The organism is Kitasatospora viridis (assembly GCF_007829815.1).
Classification (GTDB): domain Bacteria; phylum Actinomycetota; class Actinomycetes; order Streptomycetales; family Streptomycetaceae; genus Kitasatospora; species Kitasatospora viridis.
This window is the reverse complement of record NZ_VIWT01000006.1, coordinates 249,555-267,856: the sequence shown is the minus strand read 5'-3', so window position 1 is coordinate 267,856 and position 18,302 is coordinate 249,555. Positions and strand designations below refer to the sequence as shown.

The following is an 18,302-nucleotide window of genomic DNA, read 5'->3' as shown; positions in this document are numbered from 1 at the left end:
GGTTCGTCCATCCCGGGACCTCGTCCGGGGAAGGTGGCTCGTGGCTGAGGTCCCGTCAGCAGGCTGACGAATCACGGAGAATGGGAACATGGCCAAGCAGGCCTTCGTGCGCACCAAGCCGCACCTGAACATCGGCACCATGGGTCACGTCGACCACGGCAAGACCACCCTCACCGCCGCCATCACCAAGGTGCTGGCCGATCGCGGGACGGGTGCCTTCGTGCCGTTCGACCGGATCGACCGGGCCCCGGAGGAGAGTGCCCGCGGCATCACCATCAACATCTCGCACGTCGAGTACGAGACGGCCACCCGGCACTACGCGCACGTGGACATGCCCGGGCACGCCGACTTCGTGAAGAACATGATCACCGGCGCCGCCCAGCTGGACGGCGCGATCCTGGTGGTCTCCGCGCAGGACGGTGTGATGCCGCAGACCGCCGAGCACGTGCTGCTGGCCCGTCAGGTCGGCGTCGAGCACGTGGTGGTGGCGCTCAACAAGGCGGACGGCGCCGACCCGGAGCTGCTGGAGCTGATCGAGTTGGAGGTGCGCGAGTTGCTCTCCGCTCACGGCTACGACGGCGCCGGTCTGCCCGTGGTGCCGGTCTCCGGGCTGCGCGCGCTGAACGGCGACGGGTTCTGGGCCGACGCCCTGCTCCGCCTGCTGGACGAGATCGACGCGTACGTGCCGACCCCGGTGCGCTACACCGAGGCCCCGTTCCTGCTCCCGATCGAGAACGTGCTCACCATCACCGGCCGCGGCACCGTGGTGACCGGCGCGGTCGAGCGCGGGCGGGTCAGGCTCGGCGACAAGGTGACGGTGCTCGGCTACGACTCGCAGCTGGAGTCGACGGTCACCGGGGTGGAGACCTTCGGGCGCACCATGGACTCGGCGGAGGCCGGCGACAACGTCGCGCTGCTGCTGCGCGGGGTGCAGCGCGCCGAGGTGCGCCGCGGGCAGGTGGTGGCGGCGCCGGGCACCGTCGAGGTGCACACCCGCTTCACGGCCCGGCTGCACCTGCTGGACACCGCTCAGGGCGGGCGCCGCACCGGGATCACCGGCGGGTACCGTCCGCAGTTCTACCTGCGCACCGGTGACGTGGTCGGCGAGGTCGAACTGCCGGAGGGCACCGGCCTGGTGCTCCCCGGCGAGACGGTCGAGGCCACGGTGACGCTCGGTCAGGCGGTCCCGCTGGAGCGCGGACTGACCTTCGCCGTGCGCGAGGGCGGGCGCACGGTCGCGGCGGGGGCGGTGCGCGAGGTCCTCAACTAGCAGCGCCGGGGTCGACGGCGGCCCAGTCGATGAACGAGCCGCCGTCGAGCACCCGCAGCGCGGTCCGGGCCGCCGTCCCGTCGGCGGTCCGGGCCAGCGCCTCCAGGGCCGGCCGGTCGGCCTGCGCGCACAGGGCGCGCAGGTCCCCGGTCGGGTCCAGGCCGATCTGCTCCCAGATCCAGTCGGCGATCACCACCGCGTCCGCGACCACCGCCGGGTCGGCGGCGATCTCCGGGCCGAGGTGCTCCAGGCCGCCGTCGTTGGCGCCCAGCGCGAGCGCCAGCGCCACCATGCTCCAGCGCGCCGCCCGGTCGCCCGGATCACGCCGCAGGCGTTCGGCGGCGTGGCAGTGCAGGTTGTACGGCGAGACCTGGCGGTCCGGCCGGTCGCGCCAGAACCCGTCGTCGTCGGGCAGTGCGGCCAGCGCCGTCGCGGCCTCGGTCAGCGCCCGCACCATGCGGGCGGCGAACTCGGTGTGGCCGGTGTCGGCGCCGGACTGCCGGAGCTGGTCGAGCTGGGTCTGGAGCATCCGGTCATCATGCCGGGACCGCGCACGGTCCGTCGAACGGGTTGTCCGGCCTCGGGCCGGCGTACGACACGGCTGACGGTCCGTCACCCGTCCGAGTGCAGTTGGGGCCCGGCCCACGGCGGTGCCGGGATACCGGCCCGGCGGCCCGGGAATCCTGGCGCCATCCGGCCCGGGGCCGCACCGCCCGGCGGCCGCCCGAGACCCGAGGCCCGACACCGGGATGGTGGCATGACCGTTCAGGACACCTCGACCGCCGGCCGCACCCGGCACGGCGACTTCGCCGAACTCCACCGGCGGGTCTCCCGAGCCCGTCTGCTGCGCGACCGACCGCTCTCCTACGCGGCCCGCAGCGCGGCGCTGCCGGCCGTGCTGGGACTGCTGCTGGCCGGCTTCGACCGGCGCGGCGCCGGCTGGGCGGCGGTCGGCGGCCTGCTGATCGGGCACTACCGGGCCGTCGCGGGGGTGCTCCGATGACTGACGGTCAACCGATGTACAACGGACGAGTTCTGACGGACAGCCTCGCCACCGTCTTCGTGCCCGGCACCGAACCCGGCGCCGAGACCGCCGTGTTCCTGCACGGGCTGGGCGGCTGGACCCAGAACTGGGCCGCGCTGATCGAGCGGCTGCACGGCTCGGTGCACTGCCTGGCCCTGGACCTGCCGGGGTTCGGGCGATCGGCGCCCCCGCCCGACGGCCGGGTCACCGTCGGGAGTCAGGCCGCCGCCGTCGCCGACCACCTCGACCGGGGCGGGCACCGACCGGTGCACCTGGTCGGCAACTCGCTGGGCGGCCTGGCCGCGCTCCGCCTCGCCGCCGAACGCCCGGACCTGGTGCGGACGTTGACCCTGGTCTCGCCCGTGCTGCCGACCCTGCCGGCCGCGCCGGCGCTGGGCGTCGCCCTGCTCGGACTGCCCGGGGCACCGCGCCTGTACGCACGGGTGATGGCGGCGCAGAGCCCCGAGCGGCAGGTGGACGACGTCTACCGGGTGATCTACGGCGACCCCGCGCTGGTCCGCCCCGAGCAGCGTGCGACGGAGGCCCGCGAGCGCCGACGCCGCGCCGAACTGCCCCACAGCGTGCAGATGCTGGCCGGCGGTGTGCGGGCCGTGGTGCGCTCCTTCGTGGCCACCGACGAGTCCTCGGCCTGGCGCCAGGCCCGCGGGGTCGCCGCGCCGGTCCTGCTCGTCTACGGCGAGCGGGACCGGCTGGTCCCGCTCCGCACCGCGCCCCGGGCGTACTCCGCCTTCCGCGACGCCCGGCTGCTCACCCTCCCGGGGGTCGGCCACGTCGCCATGCAGGAGCGCCCCGGTCCGGTGGCCGAGGCCCTGCTCGCGCTGATCGAGGAGGCACGCAGTCCGACCTGACACCCAGTCAGTCGAAGTACCCGCTCGGCGTGCTCCCCAGCGCGCGGCGGAACATCGCGCTGAACGCGCTGGGCGTGGCGTAGCCCAGCTCCCCGGCGACGGCGGTCACCGGCCGGCCGCGGGCCAGCAGGATCACCGCGTGCAGCAGCCGGGCCTGCTGCACCCAGTGCGCCAGGGTCATCCCGGTGGCCGCCGGGAAGCGGCGCTGCAGGGTGCGCGGGCTCAGGTGGGTGCGGGCCGCCGCGTCGGCGGTGCTCCACGGTGCGCCCGGGTCGGCCTGGATCGCGGCGCACAGTGCGGCGAGCTCCGGGTCGGCGGGCACGGGCAGGTGCAGCGCGGGCACCCGGTGCGGCTCCAGTTCGAGCAGCAGCAGGTCCATCAGCCGGCCGTCCCGCCCGTCCAGCGCGTACTCCAGCGGGATCCGGGTGGCGGCCTCGATCAGCTCGCGCAGCAGCGGGGAGACCGAGACGACGGTGGGTTCGTCGGTGAGCCCGGGCGCGGCGCTCGGTTCGACGTACAGGGTGCGCATCCGCACCTCGCCCGTGCAGGTCATCGCGTGCACGGTGCGCGGCGGCACCCAGACGCCCCGGGTCGCGGGCACCACCCAGCTGCCCCGGTCGGTGACGACCGTGATGGCGCCGCTGGTGCCGTAGATCAGCTGGGCCCGGCGGTGCTGGTGGGGCGGGATGTGGTGGCCGTCGGGCAGGTCGCGCGCCATCGCGGCCAGCGGCCTGGGCACGTGCTGGTAGTCCTCGCGGTTCTCGCTCTTGCCATGCATGGCGCTCTCTCGACAGTCGACGGCGTTCGCGCGACAGCATGCCAGGCCGGGGCTGCCTAGCGTGGACCCACGTGATCGACTCCGCTCCCGCACTCCCCCGGTCCGGCCCGGCCGCCGCCGCCCCGGACCGCCCGCCGACCCTGCTGCTGGCCGCCGCCAGCGCGGTGACCGCCGCCAACGTCTACCTCAGCCAGCCGCTGCTCGGCGCCGCCGCCCACTCGCTGCACACCGCGCCCGCCGAGCTGGGCGCCGTCCCCACCGCCACCCAGCTCGGCTACGCCGCCGGGATCGCGCTGCTGGTCCCGGCGGGCGACTGCGCCGACCGGCGGCGGCTGATCTGCGCGCTCGGCGCGGCCTCCGCACTCGCGCTCGCCGCCTGCGCGCTGGCGCCCGGCACGGGCTGGCTGGTCGCCGCCGGGTTCCTGCTCGGCCTGGTCTCCCCCGTGCCGCAGCTGGTCGCGCCGCTGGCGGTGGCGCTGGCCGGCGGGCAGCGGGCCGGGCGCACGGTGGGCCTGGTGCAGACCGGGCTGCTGGTCGGCGTGCTGGGGGCCCGGGCCTACTCGGGCGCGCTGGCCGCCGCGGCCGGGTGGCGGACGGTCTTCTGGTGCTCCTGCGGGCTGACCGTGCTGCTCACCCTGGTGCTCCGGCGGGCGCTGCCCGCGCTGCCGCCGACCGGGGGGATCCGCTACCGCGCGGCGCTGGCCTCGCTGCCCCGGCTCTTCGCCGACCAGCCGCTGGTCCGGCGGGTGACCCTCTCCGGCGCCCTCGTCGGGGTCTCGTTCGGCGCGTTCTGGACGGCGCTGACCTTCCTGCTCGACCAGCACTACCGGTTCGGCTCCACCGTGGTCGGCCTGTTCGGGCTGGTCGCGGCTGCGAGCGCGCTGCTGTCGCCGGCCGCGGGCCGGCTCGCGGACGCGCTCGGCGCCCGGCGGGGACCGGCGGTGCTCGTCGCGGCCGTGCTCGCGGGGTGGGCGCTGCTGCTGGCCGGCGGCACCTCGCTCGGCTGGCTGACGGCCGGCGTGGTGCTGCTGGACGTGGCCACCTGGTCCAACCAAGTCGCCTGCCAGGGCGCCCTGTTCACCTTGGACCCGGGCGCCCACAGCCGGCTCAACACCTGCTACTTCACGCTGCGCTTCGCCGGCATCGCCGTCGGCTCCACGCTCGGCTCGATCGCCTGGGCCACCGGCGGCTGGCCCGCCGTGACCGCCGTGGGCGCGACGGCGACGGCCGGCGCCCTGCTGCTGACGCTCCGTCGGACGGCCTGAACCCCCGTCACACCCGTCGCCCCTTTCACCCCCGTCAGCCCCGCCAACCCCGTCAGACCGCAGCGCCCCCGTTCAGGTCCCGCCCGGCGACGGAGCGCACGTGCTCCTCGAAGAACCACCGCGGGTCCCCGCCCATCCGGGCCAGCATCACCAGCGCCGACAGCGCCACGTCGCAGGTCTCCTTGCGCACGTCGTCCCACCCGTGCGAGAACCCCTTGCGCGGGTTCGCCCCCAGCGCGCCGATCACCGCCTCGGCAACCTCCCCCGCCTCCTCCTGGAGCTTCAGCGCCTGCACCGTCCAGCGTTCCTCGTCGCTCCGCTGGAAGTGCGAATCGAGCTTGCCCGCAAGAGAGTTGACCGTCTCCCAGATCTGATCCATGGCTGAGGATCCTGCCCCTGTTCGAGTCGCTCGATCAAGCCACGGCGGTTCTCGGCGGTTCTCGGCGAGCCCGGGTCGAAGCCGCCGTTTTCGATTCCCCCGGCCACCCGCGACCCGTCCCACCCCGCTGTCGGACCCGTCCACTACGGTCACGCCATGCCCGATGCCTTCACCGTCCTGTGGACCCACGACACCTGCCGCGCCCTGCGCAACGGCGGCCGGGTGGGCGAGCGCCCCACCGTCGCCTTCAGCGGCAGCCACACCTCGCTGCCCGCCTGGACGGCCGCCCGCCCCGGCGACGAGGTGTACGCCCTGCACGTCAACCGGTGCGAGGTCTTCGTGGTGAGCCGGATGCGCGTGCTCGACCTGGAACGCGGCGCGTGCTGCCGCGCCGCGCCCGACAGTTGGCAGGACCCGGAGATCCCCGGCCACAACGACTGGGCGATGCTCGGCGCCGGTGGCTGCGGCGCGGAGCCCGTCCACGTGGACGGCACCCCCGTCCGCTTCGACCTCCCGGTCCCCGGCGACCTGCTGGCCGGGCTCACCTGGCGCAACCAGCGGGGCCGGACCCGCGGCCTGAAGTACGTCGTCGACGGCCGCCTCGAACGCGCGGTGAGCCTCCAGGGGTTCTACCGCCTGACCCCCGAATCGGCGGCCGAGCTGGCGCAACTCGTCGACGGCGCCGCGCCCGCCCCCGCCCGACCCGAACCCGTCACCGCGCTGCGGTAGGGTGCCGCCGGCCGTTGATCGACGGTCGCCGTCGTCCGAAAGTGCAGGTCATGCGAGCCGAGGAACTCACGCGCCGACTGGGCGTGTTCGACGCCGTCGTCATCGGGCTCGGCTCGATGGTCGGGGCGGGGATCTTCGCCGCGCTCGCGCCCGCCGCCGCGGCGGCCGGCTCCGGCCTGCTGGTGGCGCTGGCGCTCGCGGCCGTGGTGGCCTACTGCAACGCGACCTCCTCGGCCCGGCTCGCGGCCCGCTACCCGCAGTCGGGCGGCACCTACGTGTACGGACGCGAGCGGCTCGGGGAGTTCTGGGGGTACCTGGCCGGGTGGGGGTTCGTGGTCGGCAAGACCGCCTCCTGCGCGGCGATGGCGCTCACCGTCGGGTCGTACGTCTGGCCCGGGCAGGCGCACGCGGTGGCGGTCGCCGCCGTGGTGGCGCTGACGGCGGTCAACTACGTCGGCGTGCAGAAGGCCGCCCGGCTGACCCGGGCGATCGTGGCCGTGGTGCTGGCCGTGCTGGCGGCCGTGGCGACGGCCTGCCTGACCAGCCCGTCCGCCGACACCGGCCACTGGTCGGTGGGCGCGGACGCCACCCCGCACGGCATCCTCCAGGCGGCCGGCCTGCTGTTCTTCGCCTTCGCCGGGTACGCCCGGATCGCCACCCTCGGCGAGGAGGTGCGCGACCCGGCCCGCACCATCCCGCGCGCGATCCCCCTCGCGCTCGGCATCACCCTGGTCCTCTACGCGGTGGTCGCGCTCGCCGTGCTGGCCGTGCTCGGGCCGGACCGGCTGGCCCACACCGCGGCGCCGCTGGCCGAGGCGGTCCGCGCGGCCGGCGTGCCCGCGCTGGCCCCCGTGGTGCGCGTCGGTGCGGCGGTGGCCGCGACCGGCTCGCTGCTCGCGCTGATCCTCGGCGTCTCGCGGACCACCCTGGCGATGGCCCGCGACCGCCACCTGCCGCACGCGCTCGCCGCCGTGCACCCGAGGTTCGCCGTGCCGCACCGCGCCGAGCTCGCCGTCGGCGCGGTGGTCGCCGTGCTGGCCGCCACCGCCGACGTGCGCGGTGCGATCGGCTTCTCCTCCTTCGGCGTGCTCGCCTACTACGCCGTGGCCAACGCCTCGGCCTGGACCCTCACCCCCGCCGAGGGCCGCCCGCCGCGCCTCGTGCCGCTGCTCGGCGCGGCCGGCTGCGCGGCGCTGGCCTTCGCCCTGCCCGCCGCCTCGGTGCTGTGGGGCGCGGCGGTACTCGCGGTCGGCGCCGCCGCCTACGGGGCGCGTCGGCGTGGTTGACTGTCGACCGGGGCGCGGAACCGTCCGGGTCGCGTCCACCGAGGAGAGGGCGGCGCTCTGATGGACGATCAGCTGGATCTGCCACCGGTGACCATGCCGGTCGACCACGTCGAGGCGGTGCCCCGGCGGGTGCGCGCGGCGCTGGGCGGCGAGACGGTGCTGGACACCGTCCGGGCCCGCTACGTGTGGGAGAAGCCGTACTTCCCGCAGTTCTACGTCCCGCTGACCGATGTGCGGGCGGAGCTGCTGGTGCCGGACGAGGAGGCCGGCGCCGAGGAGACCTCGCGCGGGACGGCGCGCTGGTTCGGGCTGCGGGTCGGCGAGCTGCTGCGCCCCCGGGCGGCCCGGGTGCTGACCGAGTCGCCGGTCCCCGGCCTGAGCGGCACCGTGCGCTTCGAGTGGGCCGCGCTGGACGCCTGGTACGAGGAGGACGAGCAGGTCTTCGTGCACCCCCGCAACCCGTACGTGCGGGTGGACGCGCTGCGCTCGACCCGCACGGTGCGGGTGGAGCGCGAGGGCGTGGTGCTGGCCGAGTCCTCGTCCCCGGTGCTGCTCTTCGAGACCGGGCTGCCGACCCGCTACTACCTCAACCGCACCGACTGCGACTTCACCAAGCTGGAGCCCAGCGACACCGTCACCGCCTGCCCCTACAAGGGCACCACCAGCGGCTACTGGTCGGCCCGGATCAACGGCCGACTGCACCCCGACCTCGCCTGGTACTACGACTTCCCCACCCGCGAGGTCCAGCCGATCGCCGGCCTGGTCGCCTTCTACAACGAGCGCGTCGACCTGTTCGTCGACGGCGAGCGGGTGGAGCGGCCGAAGCGTCACTGACAGCCGCCGCCCGCCGCGATTTGGTACCGGACAGGTACCAGCTGGCATGATCGACCCATGGTGGATCGAGTCATCGCGGCGTGCGACGGAGCAGCCAAGGGCAACCCCGGACCGGCGGGCTGGGCTTACGTGGTCGCGGACGGTGCGGCGGTGCCGCAGCGCTGGGAGTCCGGGGCGTTGGGCCACAGCACCAACAACATCGGGGAGCTGACGGCGCTTCAGCAGCTGCTGACCGCGACCGATCCGGGCGTGCCGCTGGAGGTGCGCCTGGACAGCACGTACACCCGGGACGCCGTCACCAAGTGGCTGGCCGGGTGGAAGCGCAACGGCTGGAAGACGGCCGCGGGCAAGCCGGTCGCCAACCAGGAGCTGATCCAGCGGATCGACGCGCTGCTGGACGGCCGGGACGTCACCTTCGTCTACGTGCCGGCCCACCAGGTGGACGGCGACCCGCTGAACGCGATCGCCGACAAGGCCGCCAGCGACGCCGCGCGCACCCAGCAGGGCGCCGCCGGCACGGCCGCCGACCTGCCCGAGCCGGACCCGCAGAGCGCCGCGGCCGCCCCGGCGAAGGCCCGCCGCCCGGCCCGTACCGCGACCAAGCCGGCCGGCGGCTCCTCGCGCACCCTGGCCGCCCGCTTCGCCGGCACCTGCCCGTGCGGTCGCGCCTACCCGAAGGGCGAGACGATCACCAAGGTCGGCTCCGGCTGGGGCCACCCGGAGTGCGCCAAGGGCTGAGCCACTGCTACCGGTGCCGGAGGACCTTGAACAGGTTCCCGGTCGCCACCCGGACGGCCTGCCGCACCTCGCCCGGCACGCCCGGGCAGTCGTCCGTGCGCAGCGCGCAGATCCAGTTCTCCGTCCCGGCGTCGAAGACGGTCGCCCCGCCGGCGGCCGTGTAGACGGTCGCGTTCGCCGTCCGGGCCGGGCCGGCGGCGCAGGCGACGTCGGCGTGGCCGAGCACGGTCACCTGCGGGGCGTGCCCGGAGTCGTCGAGCCGGTCCGACTCCGGGCCGACCAGGCCGGCCAGTTGCCGCCCGTCCCGCAGGCCGGTGCCGGCCCACAGCCAGTTCGTCGAACCGTCCACCACCAGCGCCGAGTTGGTGCGGCTGTCGCAGGAGTAGGCCTGGCCGGTGAGCGAGCTCTGCGGGTCGGCGTCGGGCGGGCTCGGCCAGTCCCCGGTGACGGCCGCGTCGTCCTTTCCGTAGAGCGGATCCTCCTGCGGCACCTTGTAGTTGACCTCCACCCGGTCCGCCGACTCGAAGCGGATCCGGCGGTAGACGGCGTTCGCGCCCAGGAAGGCGAGGTTGCTCCCGGTGTCGCGCGCGGCCGTCACGGTCGCCCGCATCGCCGGTGACCAGTACTCGTCGTGCCCCTCGCTGACCACGCCGGCCGCGCCGTCCAGCGCGTGCGGGTCCTGGTCCAGGTCGATGCTCGTCCGGTAGGCCAGCGGCGTGCCCGCGCGCTCGGCGAAGAGCACCAGCGGCTCCTCCAGTTGGAAGAAGTCGGCGGCGCCGTCCTCGTCCTGGTAGGGCCGGTCGAAGCTGACGGCCCGGGCGCGGGTGGCGAAGCTGCCGTCCGCGCCGAAGTAGAGGTTCTTCCCGCCCCAGGTGTTGTACGCCTGGTAGGAGGTCACCGCCTGGACCAGCACCACCCGGCCCGCCACCGAGGGCGACTCCACGGTCAGCGGCACCCAGCGCTTCCCGCCGGAGGCCGCGTCCAGGCGCAGCAGGTAGGCGCCGGGCGGCCAGCCGTCGGTCGGCACGGTCAGGCTCGGCCGCCAGCCGGCGACCACCGTGCCGCGCGCGTCGGTGGTCGGGGCCGCCTGCCGCGCCCCGGCGACCGGCGCCGACTCCCAGATCACGGCGGCCGGCGCGTCCGGGTACGCGCCGAACCGGTAGGCCCGCACCCGGAAGGTCGCCGCGGTGGTGGACACCATCAGCGCCACGGGGGTGCCCGGCCTGACCCCCGGCCGGTCGGTGTAGCCCTGGATCTCCTCGGGTGCGCCGGGCCGGGTGATCGCCCAGTCCGGGTCGCCCCGCAGCGGTGTCGGCGAGGCCGTGCCCGTGCCGTGCTTCGGCCCGCCTCCCCCGCACCCGGCCGCCAGCAGCAGCCCGACCCCGACCACCCACGTCCAGCCACGCGCCGCCATCCCCCGACGGTAGCGCCCGGCCCGCCCGGGCCCCGCGCTGACGCGCGGTCACCGCGCGCGGGGCCGAGGCCGCACAGGGAAACCGCCGGAGCCGACCATCCGGCTGAATCGAGTGCTGGGGCGTTCGCGCCTCACCGCGATGCCGACGCACCGTCAGTACGCTGGTGAGAAATCTGGCAGATGATCCCGACCGAACCCCCGACCGGGCAGGAGCCGACATGCGGGACGGTTCGCACGTTCCCGTTCTCCTCATCGCCTTCAACCGCCCCGACCTGACGAGCATCGCCCTCGACCGCCTGCGGCAGATCCGTCCGCGCCGGGTGTACCTCGCGGTCGACGGTCCACGGCCGGGCACCCCCGGGGACGAGCGCCTCGTCACCGAGGTGCGGCGGCGGTTGGAGTCCGGAATCGACTGGCCGTCAGATGTCGTGTCGCGCTTCGCGGAGCGGAACCAGGGATGCATGCTCGGGGTGTCGAACGCGATCGACTGGTTCTTCCGGCACGTCGACCAGGGGATCATCCTGGAGGACGACTGCCTCCCCGATCCCTCGTTCTTCCCTTACGCCGCAGAGCTGTTGGAGCGCTACGCGGCCGATGACGACGTGATGCACATCGGCGGGACCAACCCCCTGCCGCCCGGGCTGCGGCCGCACTCGTACTACTTCTCGAAGTACAACCACATCTGGGGCTGGGCCACTTGGCGGCGGGCCTGGCAACACTACGACGTGTCGCTCGCCGACTGGCCGGACGTGAAGGCCCGCAGGACGCACCACGCCTTCTTCCCCGACGACACCGAGCGTCGGATGTGGGAGAGGCGCTGGGACGCGGTGCGCGCAGGGGAGAGCCGCGACAACTGGGACTACCAGTGGTTCTTCGCACGCCTCCTGCGGGGCATGGCGATCGTTCCCGCGGTCAACCTGGTGTCCAACATCGGCTTTCGCCGGGATGCGACCCACACCAGGAACACCGGGGACGAGGAGGCCGCACTCCCCTGTCTGACGATGCGTCAACCGCTCGTCCACCCCGCCGGCAAGGAGATCGACACCGAGCTCGACACCAGGTACTTCGAGCGACACGTGTACCCGGACGCCCGGAAGTACCGGCTCCACGACAGCCCGGAGGCGACGTGAGGATCGTTTGTCGTACGGAGGCGTATCCGCCGTCGTACTGCGCCGGATCGGAACTGACCATGCACGTCCTGCTCCGCTCGCTGGCGGTGCGCGGCCATGACGTGCGCGTCTGGACCGCCCGGTGCATGCCCGGTGACGCGCCCCGTGTCATCGACGGCGTGCGGGCGGCTCCGATCACGGAGGCCGCCGCCTTCGAGGCCGACGTCCGGGAGGCCGATGTCGTCGTCTCGCAGAACGACGAGGTTCCCGCGGCGGCGGAGTCCGCCCGTCGTCACGGAAAGCCGTTCGTCGTGACGTGCCACCTGCCTGCCGTCCGCTCGCGGCAGTTCACGGACCTGCCCGGGCACACGGCGTTGGCCGTGGTCAACAGCTACCACATGCTCGAAGTCGCCCAGGAGCACTTCGCCCGCCGAGGCGGTCCGGACCAGGTGGTCGTGGTGCGCGGTCCGGTCTTCGCCGAGCAGTACGCGACGGTGCCGGGCGACCGCGTCACGCTCGTCAACCTCAACGCCGGCAAGGGTGGTGAGCTCTTCTGGGCGCTGGCCGAGCGGCTGCCCGCCGTCCGCTTCCTCGGGGTGCGCGGCGCCTACGGCACGCAGGTGGTGCGCGAGGCGCCCAACGTCGAGGTGCTCGACCACATGCCGTCGCAGCTCATGCGGGACCACGTCTACGCGCGCACCCGGGTGCTGCTCGTGCCGACCGACCACGAAGCCTGGAGTCGCTCCGGCGTCGAAGCGATGGCATCGGGCATTCCGGTGCTCGCCCATCCGTCGCCCGGCGTCCGCGAATCGCTCGGCGGCGCGGGCGTCTTCGCGGATCGGCAGGACCTCGGCGCCTGGGAGCGGGCGCTGGTCGAGCTGCTGGCTCCCGAGAACTGGCAGCGCGCCTCGCACAAGGCCCGCGAGCGGTCAGCGGAGCTCGACCCCGCCGCCGAACTCGCCGGTTGGGTGGCGGCGGTCGAGCGCCTCGCGGGTTGAGCGGAACCACTGGATCGTCCGGTGCAGGCCTTCGCGCAGCGCCGTCGGCTGGACTTCGGGAAAGATCGAGCGCAGCAGGCTGCCGCACGCGGACGAGTGCTCGACATCACCGGTCCGCGGCGCGCCATGGTGCACGAGGGCCGGCTTCCCGGTCGCCGATTCCAACTCGGCGATCAAGGTCAGGAGTGACGTGCGGGTGCCGAAGGCGAGGTTCACCGGATCCGCGTGCACCACCCGGCGCACCGCGGCCTCGGCCAGTACCTGGCTGACGGTGCCGACGTAGGTGAAGTCACGGCTCTGCGTCCCGTCGCCGTGCACCGCCACCGGCTCCCCGTCGAGGATCGCGGTGGTCCAGGTGGGGATCACCGCGGCGTAGGAGTGGCCCACCGACTGTCCGGGCCCGTAGACGTTGAACAGTCGGAACGGGAGAACCGGCAGGTCGTAGCAGTGGTGGTAGGCCGACAGGTACGCCTCGGTCGCCAGTTTGGTCACGGCGTAGGGGCTCAGCGGCGCTGCGCGAAGGCCTTCGTGCTTCGGCGAGACGGGGTTCGCCCCGTACACGGAGGAGGAGGACGCCGCGATCACGTGCAGGTTGCCCGCCCGCCGCGCGGCTTCCAGGACCTGCAGGGTGCCGGTGACGTTGGCGTGGTGGTTGGCGACGGGATCGCGCACCGACCGCGGGACCGACGGCAGCGCGGCCAGGTGCACCACGGCGTCGGCGCCGTGGAAGACCTCGTCGAGCAGGTCCGGGTCCAGGATGCTGCCTTCGTGGAAGTCCAGGGCGAGCCCGTCGAGGTTGGCCTTGAAGCCGGTCGACAAGTCGTCGACCACGCGCACCTCGGAGACGTCCTGACGCTGGATCAGGGTTCGCGCGAGGTTGCTGCCGATGAATCCGGCTCCCCCGGTGACGACGATCTTCATTGGATACCTCCAAGGAGACCCCGGCCTTCAGGCCGGGGAGGAGTTGGATCGCCCGTGATCGGGGTGCCCCGGGCGGGAGGCTGGGGGAGGGGCCGGTGTCGCGGAAGGCGACGGCCCGTCACATGAACGCGAGCGTTACTGTTAGCATTTGAGCCATGACAGTCAGCCACGTGAGGCGGGCGTTCAAGTACCGCTTCTACCCGACCGATGCGCAGGCCGCTGAGCTGTCGCGCACGTTCGGGTGTGTGCGCAAGGTCTACAACATGGCGTTGCAGGCCCGCAGCGAGGCGTGGACGCTGCGTCGGGAGCGGGTGGACTACAACGCCACCTCCGCGATGCTGACGGCGTGGAAGAGGACCGAGGAACTGGCCTACCTGTGCGAGGTGTCCAGCGTTCCGCTGCAGCAGGCGCTGCGGCACCTGCAGGGGGCGTTCGTCAACTTCTGGCACAAGCGGGCGAAGTACCCGACGTTCAAGTCCCGGAAGAAGTCCCGCAGGTCCGCCGAGTACACCAGATCGGCGTTCCGCTTCCGGGACGGCTCGCTGACCCTGGCGAAGATGACCGAGCCGCTGGCCGTCGTGTGGTCCCGGCCGCTGCCGGCGGGCGCGCGGCCGTCCACGGTGACCGTGTCGCAGGACGCGGCCGGGCGCTGGTTCGTCTCTCTGCTGTGCCAGGACCGGCCCACGATGCCCGAGCCCGTGAACGCGGCGGTCGGGATCGACGCCGGTATCACCAGCCTGGTGACGCTCTCCACCGGAGAGAAGATCGCCAACCCCCGCCACGAGCGCAGGGACCGGGAACGCCTTGCAAAGGCGCAGCGCATCCTCGCCCGCAAGGCCAAGGGTTCCAACAACCGGGCGAAGGCCCGGCTCAAGGTCGCCCGGGCTTATGCGAAGGTCGCCGACCGGCGCAGGGACTTCCTGCACAAGCTCACCACTCGACTCGTTCGTGAGACCCAAACGATCGTGGCCGAGGATCTGGCCGTGCGGAACATGCTCAGGAACCGGACGCTGGCTCGTGCCGTCTCCGACGCTTCGTGGTCGGAGATGCGGTCCATGCTGGAGTACAAGGCGGGATGGTACGGGCGGGAGCTGGTGGTCGTGGACCGCTGGTTCCCCTCCTCGAAGCTGTGCTCGGCCTGCGGTGTCGTGCAGTCCGAGATGCCGCTGAACGTCCGTGTGTGGACGTGCGGTTGCGGTGCGACCCATGACCGGGACGTGAACGCGGCCGTCAACATTCTGGCCGCCGGGCTGGCGGTTGCCGCCTGTGGAGACGGTGTAAGACCTCAACGGAGCACTCCGGGCGGGCAGTCGTCGGTGAAGCAGGAAGTCGTCCCACCGCAGCGCACACGCGCAGCGGCTCGGCCGCGAGGCTGAGGGGAACCCCAGGCGTTCACGCCAGGGAGGATGTCAATGGGGTTCCTTCACAGCGCCTCGATGTTGGCCCCGGCGAGTCGCCGCCGGCAGTCGAGGACGTACGTCGCATGGGCCGCGATCTCGGCGTAGTCGAACCCGTCGTGGTCGGCGAGCAGGACCACCGCGTCGGCCCCGGCGAGTTCCTGCGCGGTCGCGTGGACCATTCTCATGTCCGGGAGATCGCCGCACGAGCCGTGGTTCGCCTCCAGCACGTGCGGGTCGGCCCAGCGCACGTCGGCGCCGAGCCGGGCGAGGATGCGCCCGACCTCGAAGGCCGGCGTCTCCCGCATGTCGGCGGTGTTCGCCTTGTACGACAGGCCGAGCAGCAGCACGCACGAGCCGTTGATCGCGCGCTTTCGCACATTGAGCGCCGCGACGAGCCGGCGCACCACGTACTCCGGCATCTGACCGTTGATGTCCTGTGCGAGTTCCACGCACCGGAAGCGGCGGCCGAGGACGCGTTCGATGTGCCAGGACAGGTAGCTGGAATCGACCGGCAGGCAGTGTCCGCCGACGCCGGGCCCGGGGACGAAGCGCAGATATCCGTAGGGCTTGGTGTCGGCGGCTTCGATCGCCTCCCACACGTCGATGTGCAATTCGTGTGCGAACATTGCGATCTCATTGATCAGCGCGATGTTGACGAAGCGGAAGGTGTTCTCCAGGAGCTTGGTGAGCTCCGCCGTCTCGCAGCTGCTGACCGGGACCACCCTGTCAACGACGGAGGCGTAGAACTCCCGCACCTTCTCCAAGGACCCCGAGTCGATTCCGGAGACCACCTTCGGGGTGTTGTCGAGGTGCCAGCGGGCGTTCCCCGGGTCGATGCGCTCGGGGCTGTAGCCGAGGTGGAAGTCCTCCCCCGCCACCAGGCCGGAGGCGGACTCCAGGATCGGACGGACCACTTCACCGGTCGTTCCGGGGTACGAGGTCGACTCCAGCACCACGGTCGCTCCTGGCCGGAGGAACCGGCCCAGCATCCGGGCGGACTCCTCGACGCAGCCGAGGTCGGGCACACCGTCCCGCAGCGGCGTGGGCACGGCGATCACCGCGACGTCGAACGACGCGCAGTCCGCCGGATCGGTGCTGGCCCGGTAGGCACCGGAGCTGATGAGCGAGCCGAGCCGCTCGGACGCGATGTCCTCGACGTAGGACTCGGCGATGACCAGCCGTTTCACCCGGGCCACGTCCACGTCGTAGCCGATGACCCGGTGCCCCACCTCCGCGGCACGGACCGCCAGCGGCAGTCCCACGTAGCCCTGGCCGACGACCACGACCTTCAGGGGTGACCACGGCTGCCGGCCGCTGACGGCCGGTTCGCGCTGAGAGTGCTTCACAAGGCCTCCCTGGAGTGCGGTCCACCACTTGCTGACCGGGCATCAGCATAGGAGGAGGACGAACGAAGTGACGCGGCATCGGGTGCCGGAAGCCGCTGGAATGCGCGCACCACCGGGAGGCCAGTAGTAACTTCGACTACGAATGTTCAGCAAGGGGAATGCTCCGAACGGGTGGGCGAGGGAGATCAGAGCCGACCCGCGAACATCTCGTCAGATGTCATTTCGTGTCCGAACGGCAATGCGGGGGTACTCTGGCAGCCTTCTGCCCCGAGCACTCCGCCAGGGAGCGAATTCCTGTGGAAAATCCCGGCCGACACCCCGCGGACACCGCACACTTCGAGACGATCTATGCACGGCACGAGGACCCGTGGGGCACCCTGCAGCGCCCCTACGAACGCGAGAAGTTCGCCGACACCCTCGCGATGATTCCGACCGAGCGGGTGAGCTCGGCCTTCGAAGTCGGCTGTGGGGTCGGAGCGCTGACCGAGCTGCTCGCGCCCAGGTGCGAGTCGCTCCTGGCGGTCGACTGCTCCCCCTCGGCCGTGCGCCGCGCCCGGATCCGCTGCGGAAGCCTCCCCCAGGTGGATCTCCAGGTCATGCGCGTGCCGGAGGACCTGCCGGACCGGGCGCAGTTCGACCTGGTCGTCCTCTCCGAGGTCTGCTACTACCTCTCGCCCGCCGAGCTGTCCACGACGATCGCGACCGTCACCTGCAGCCTGCGCCCCGGCGGACACGTCCTCCTCGTCCACTGGCAGCACGGCAGTGCGGAGCACAAGCTGTCGGGCGAGGAGGTCCACGAGGCCTTCATCGCCGCTCCCGGCCTGCGGCGGATCGAGGGCCGCACGGTGACGCGGTACGGCAACACCTACCGCACCGACCTGCTCCAGCGCCGCGCCCGACCACCCCTGAGGTGACGCCCGTGATCGACGAACCTCCCCCGCAGGCCGCCCTCGTGGCCGTCGCCGCCCGGTACGGCGTCCCCCCGCACGAGGTGGCCCAGGTGCCCGGAGGGGTGGCCAACCACTCCTTCCGGCTCGGGCCGCACCTCTTCCTGCGCGTTCCACGCCGCGGCGAGGAGTTCCTCGCGGACCTGCGCAAGGAGGCCATGGTGATCCCGCTGGCCCGACAGGCAGGTGTCCGGACGCCGGCGATCGTCGACTTCGACGAGAGCCGCACCTTGGTCGACTCGCCCTACATGGTGCTCGAACGCGTGCCCGCCCCCGACCTGGCCCAGCTCGACCTGCGGGGAGACGCCAGGGCCAAGGCCCTGCGCGAACTCGGGCGCGAACTCGCCCTGCTGCACCGCATCCGCCGGGACTCGGCGGGCGTGCCGGACGGCCTGCCCGAGGACGACCTCGGCGACCCCTTCGGCGAGGTCGACCGGATGGCGCGGGACGGATACCTGGACCGCGGGACGGCCGACTGGCTCACGGACTGGTTCGGGAGACTGGGCCGCCGGTTCCCGACCGAACCGGAGAAGGTCCTCCTGCACGGTGACGTCGCCCCGCAGAACATGCTGGTGGACCCCGCCGACGGAACGCTGCGCGGTGTCGTCGACTGGGGCGACGCCTGCTGGGCCGAGCCCGGAATGGAGTTCGCCAAGCTCTCCCTCTTCGACGTCGTGACCGTGCTGGAGGGCTACCGCGAACAGTCGGCCTCCTGGACTGACGACGGGCTCGAAGCCCGGATCCTCTGGTACCACCTCAGCTGGGGCCTGGCCAGCGCGGTCAGGGGCCGGCCGCAACCCGACGCCCGGCACTGGACCGCGCCCCCGGTCAGCCGCCTGCTGAACGTGCTGCGCTTCTTCGCGGCCTCGCCGCCACCCCGGTGGGCGGCCCTGTCCTGACGCGGTGACCCGTTCAGCGCCGTGCTGCTTGCGTGTCTGTTCCGCACGGAGCAAATTCAGTACGTAAACTGACGACCTTTCCGAAGCGCCGTCCTA

Annotated in this window: 19 protein-coding genes; 13 read left to right on the top strand and 6 right to left on the bottom strand. The window is 72.9% G+C overall.

The annotated features are described in order from the left end of the window. The first annotated feature begins 88 nt into the window (after window positions 1-88). On the top strand, window positions 89-1,270 hold the full coding sequence (tuf, locus tag FHX73_RS40275) for an elongation factor Tu (protein ID WP_145911037.1): 1,182 nt from the start codon (window positions 89-91) through the stop codon (window positions 1,268-1,270). Here tuf and FHX73_RS40270 read toward each other — a convergent pair. Beyond that, window positions 1,263-1,799 (bottom strand): hypothetical protein, encoded by a 537-nt coding sequence (locus tag FHX73_RS40270; protein WP_145911036.1) that lies wholly within the window; start codon window positions 1,797-1,799, stop codon window positions 1,263-1,265. The two genes, tuf and FHX73_RS40270, sit on opposite strands and share 8 nt — an antisense overlap. A gap of 228 nt (window positions 1,800-2,027) precedes the next feature. On the opposite strand from FHX73_RS40270, the gene FHX73_RS40265 reads away from it, so the two are divergent. Continuing rightward, window positions 2,028-2,273 carry a hypothetical protein gene (locus FHX73_RS40265; protein ID WP_145911035.1) on the top strand — a complete coding sequence of 82 codons (246 nt, stop codon included), beginning with the start codon at window positions 2,028-2,030 and terminating at the stop codon, window positions 2,271-2,273. Then, on the top strand, window positions 2,270-3,163 hold the full coding sequence (locus FHX73_RS40260; protein WP_145911034.1) for an alpha/beta fold hydrolase: 894 nt from the start codon (window positions 2,270-2,272) through the stop codon (window positions 3,161-3,163). Before FHX73_RS40265 ends, FHX73_RS40260 begins: the two co-directional genes overlap by 4 nt. 7 nt (window positions 3,164-3,170) lie before the next feature. Here FHX73_RS40260 and FHX73_RS40255 read toward each other — a convergent pair whose 3' ends face one another. Next, a complete protein-coding gene (locus FHX73_RS40255; protein ID WP_145911033.1) occupies window positions 3,171-3,941 on the bottom strand; it encodes an AraC family transcriptional regulator in 771 nt (256 codons plus the stop codon). Window positions 3,942-4,012: 71 nt separating this feature from the next. Here FHX73_RS40255 and FHX73_RS40250 point away from each other — a divergent pair, with 71 nt between their 5' ends. Further along, window positions 4,013-5,206 carry an MFS transporter gene (locus FHX73_RS40250; RefSeq protein ID WP_246214185.1) on the top strand — a complete coding sequence of 398 codons (1,194 nt, stop codon included), beginning with the start codon at window positions 4,013-4,015 and terminating at the stop codon, window positions 5,204-5,206. 52 nt (window positions 5,207-5,258) lie between these two features. Here the strand turns inward: FHX73_RS40250 and FHX73_RS40245 are convergent, their stop codons facing one another. Beyond that, window positions 5,259-5,585: a MazG-like family protein gene (locus FHX73_RS40245; protein WP_145911031.1), complete on the bottom strand. Its 327-nt coding sequence runs from the start codon at window positions 5,583-5,585 to the stop codon at window positions 5,259-5,261. A 156-nt stretch (window positions 5,586-5,741) separates the two neighbouring features. Here FHX73_RS40245 and FHX73_RS40240 point away from each other — a divergent pair, with 156 nt between their 5' ends. The 4 genes from FHX73_RS40240 to FHX73_RS40225 are packed head-to-tail and all read left to right on the top strand — an operon-like array spanning window position 5,742 to window position 9,172. After that, the gene (locus FHX73_RS40240) at window positions 5,742-6,314 is read left to right on the top strand and encodes a hypothetical protein (RefSeq protein WP_145911030.1); all 573 of its coding nucleotides are present in this window, start codon (window positions 5,742-5,744) and stop codon (window positions 6,312-6,314) included. 50 nt (window positions 6,315-6,364) lie between these two features. Next, complete coding sequence (locus tag FHX73_RS40235) at window positions 6,365-7,600, top strand: APC family permease (protein WP_145911029.1); 1,236 nt, start codon at window positions 6,365-6,367, stop codon at window positions 7,598-7,600. A gap of 60 nt (window positions 7,601-7,660) precedes the next feature. Continuing rightward, a complete protein-coding gene (locus FHX73_RS40230; RefSeq protein ID WP_145911028.1) occupies window positions 7,661-8,434 on the top strand; it encodes a DUF427 domain-containing protein in 774 nt (257 codons plus the stop codon). A 57-nt stretch (window positions 8,435-8,491) separates the two neighbouring features. Continuing rightward, window positions 8,492-9,172, top strand: coding sequence for a ribonuclease H family protein (locus tag FHX73_RS40225; protein ID WP_145911027.1), 681 nt, complete (start codon window positions 8,492-8,494; stop codon window positions 9,170-9,172). A 7-nt stretch (window positions 9,173-9,179) separates the two neighbouring features. On the opposite strand, the gene FHX73_RS40220 is transcribed toward FHX73_RS40225, so the two are convergent. Further along, on the bottom strand, window positions 9,180-10,586 hold the full coding sequence (locus tag FHX73_RS40220; protein ID WP_145911026.1) for a N,N-dimethylformamidase beta subunit family domain-containing protein: 1,407 nt from the start codon (window positions 10,584-10,586) through the stop codon (window positions 9,180-9,182). A gap of 218 nt (window positions 10,587-10,804) precedes the next feature. Between FHX73_RS40220 and FHX73_RS40215 the strand changes: the two genes are divergently transcribed. Together FHX73_RS40215 and FHX73_RS40210 are read left to right on the top strand one after the other, a co-directional pair. After that, entirely contained in the window at window positions 10,805-11,716 is a 912-nt protein-coding gene (locus tag FHX73_RS40215) for a hypothetical protein (protein ID WP_145911025.1), read from the top strand. A gap of 59 nt (window positions 11,717-11,775) precedes the next feature. Beyond that, complete coding sequence (locus FHX73_RS40210) at window positions 11,776-12,693, top strand: glycosyltransferase family 4 protein (RefSeq protein ID WP_145911024.1); 918 nt, start codon at window positions 11,776-11,778, stop codon at window positions 12,691-12,693. Here FHX73_RS40210 and FHX73_RS40205 read toward each other — a convergent pair. After that, a complete protein-coding gene (locus FHX73_RS40205) occupies window positions 12,625-13,614 on the bottom strand; it encodes an NAD-dependent epimerase/dehydratase family protein (protein ID WP_145911023.1) in 990 nt (329 codons plus the stop codon). The genes FHX73_RS40210 and FHX73_RS40205 overlap by 69 nt on opposite strands. Before the next feature lie 155 nt (window positions 13,615-13,769). Between FHX73_RS40205 and FHX73_RS40200 the strand changes: the two genes are divergently transcribed. Beyond that, window positions 13,770-14,990: an RNA-guided endonuclease InsQ/TnpB family protein gene (locus tag FHX73_RS40200; protein WP_145911022.1), complete on the top strand. Its 1,221-nt coding sequence runs from the start codon at window positions 13,770-13,772 to the stop codon at window positions 14,988-14,990. Between the two features lie 47 nt (window positions 14,991-15,037). Here the strand turns inward: FHX73_RS40200 and FHX73_RS40195 are convergent, their stop codons facing one another. Continuing rightward, window positions 15,038-16,306 (bottom strand): nucleotide sugar dehydrogenase, encoded by a 1,269-nt coding sequence (locus FHX73_RS40195; protein WP_145911340.1) that lies wholly within the window; start codon window positions 16,304-16,306, stop codon window positions 15,038-15,040. A gap of 350 nt (window positions 16,307-16,656) precedes the next feature. On the opposite strand from FHX73_RS40195, the gene FHX73_RS40190 reads away from it, so the two are divergent. Next, the gene (locus FHX73_RS40190) at window positions 16,657-17,274 is read left to right on the top strand and encodes a class I SAM-dependent DNA methyltransferase (RefSeq protein ID WP_170305302.1); all 618 of its coding nucleotides are present in this window, start codon (window positions 16,657-16,659) and stop codon (window positions 17,272-17,274) included. Window positions 17,275-17,279: 5 nt separating this feature from the next. Continuing rightward, window positions 17,280-18,206, top strand: a complete 927-nt coding sequence (locus tag FHX73_RS40185; protein ID WP_170305301.1) for a phosphotransferase family protein — start codon at window positions 17,280-17,282, stop codon at window positions 18,204-18,206. The last annotated feature ends 96 nt before the right edge of the window (window positions 18,207-18,302 follow it).

Bases quoted from the DNA above. Each gene is read 5' to 3' on its own strand.
- FHX73_RS40215 (WP_145911025.1), top strand. From the start codon at position 10,805: ATGCGGGACGGTTCGCACGTTCCCGTTCTCCTCATCGCCTTCAACCGC.
- FHX73_RS40225 (WP_145911027.1), top strand. From the start codon at position 8,492: ATGGTGGATCGAGTCATCGCGGCGTGCGACGGAGCAGCCAAGGGCAAC.
- FHX73_RS40270 (WP_145911036.1), bottom strand. From the start codon at position 1,799: ATGCTCCAGACCCAGCTCGACCAGCTCCGGCAGTCCGGCGCCGACACC.
- FHX73_RS40255 (WP_145911033.1), bottom strand. From the start codon at position 3,941: ATGCATGGCAAGAGCGAGAACCGCGAGGACTACCAGCACGTGCCCAGG.
- FHX73_RS40210 (WP_145911024.1), top strand. From the start codon at position 11,776: ATGCACGTCCTGCTCCGCTCGCTGGCGGTGCGCGGCCATGACGTGCGC.
- FHX73_RS40200 (WP_145911022.1), top strand. From the start codon at position 13,770: ATGACAGTCAGCCACGTGAGGCGGGCGTTCAAGTACCGCTTCTACCCG.
- FHX73_RS40260 (WP_145911034.1), top strand. From the start codon at position 2,270: ATGACTGACGGTCAACCGATGTACAACGGACGAGTTCTGACGGACAGC.
- FHX73_RS40265 (WP_145911035.1), top strand. From the start codon at position 2,028: ATGACCGTTCAGGACACCTCGACCGCCGGCCGCACCCGGCACGGCGAC.
- FHX73_RS40230 (WP_145911028.1), top strand. From the start codon at position 7,661: ATGGACGATCAGCTGGATCTGCCACCGGTGACCATGCCGGTCGACCAC.
- FHX73_RS40235 (WP_145911029.1), top strand. From the start codon at position 6,365: ATGCGAGCCGAGGAACTCACGCGCCGACTGGGCGTGTTCGACGCCGTC.
- FHX73_RS40240 (WP_145911030.1), top strand. From the start codon at position 5,742: ATGCCCGATGCCTTCACCGTCCTGTGGACCCACGACACCTGCCGCGCC.
- FHX73_RS40205 (WP_145911023.1), bottom strand. From the start codon at position 13,614: ATGAAGATCGTCGTCACCGGGGGAGCCGGATTCATCGGCAGCAACCTC.
- FHX73_RS40245 (WP_145911031.1), bottom strand. From the start codon at position 5,585: ATGGATCAGATCTGGGAGACGGTCAACTCTCTTGCGGGCAAGCTCGAT.
- FHX73_RS40220 (WP_145911026.1), bottom strand. From the start codon at position 10,586: ATGGCGGCGCGTGGCTGGACGTGGGTGGTCGGGGTCGGGCTGCTGCTG.
- tuf (WP_145911037.1), top strand. From the start codon at position 89: ATGGCCAAGCAGGCCTTCGTGCGCACCAAGCCGCACCTGAACATCGGC.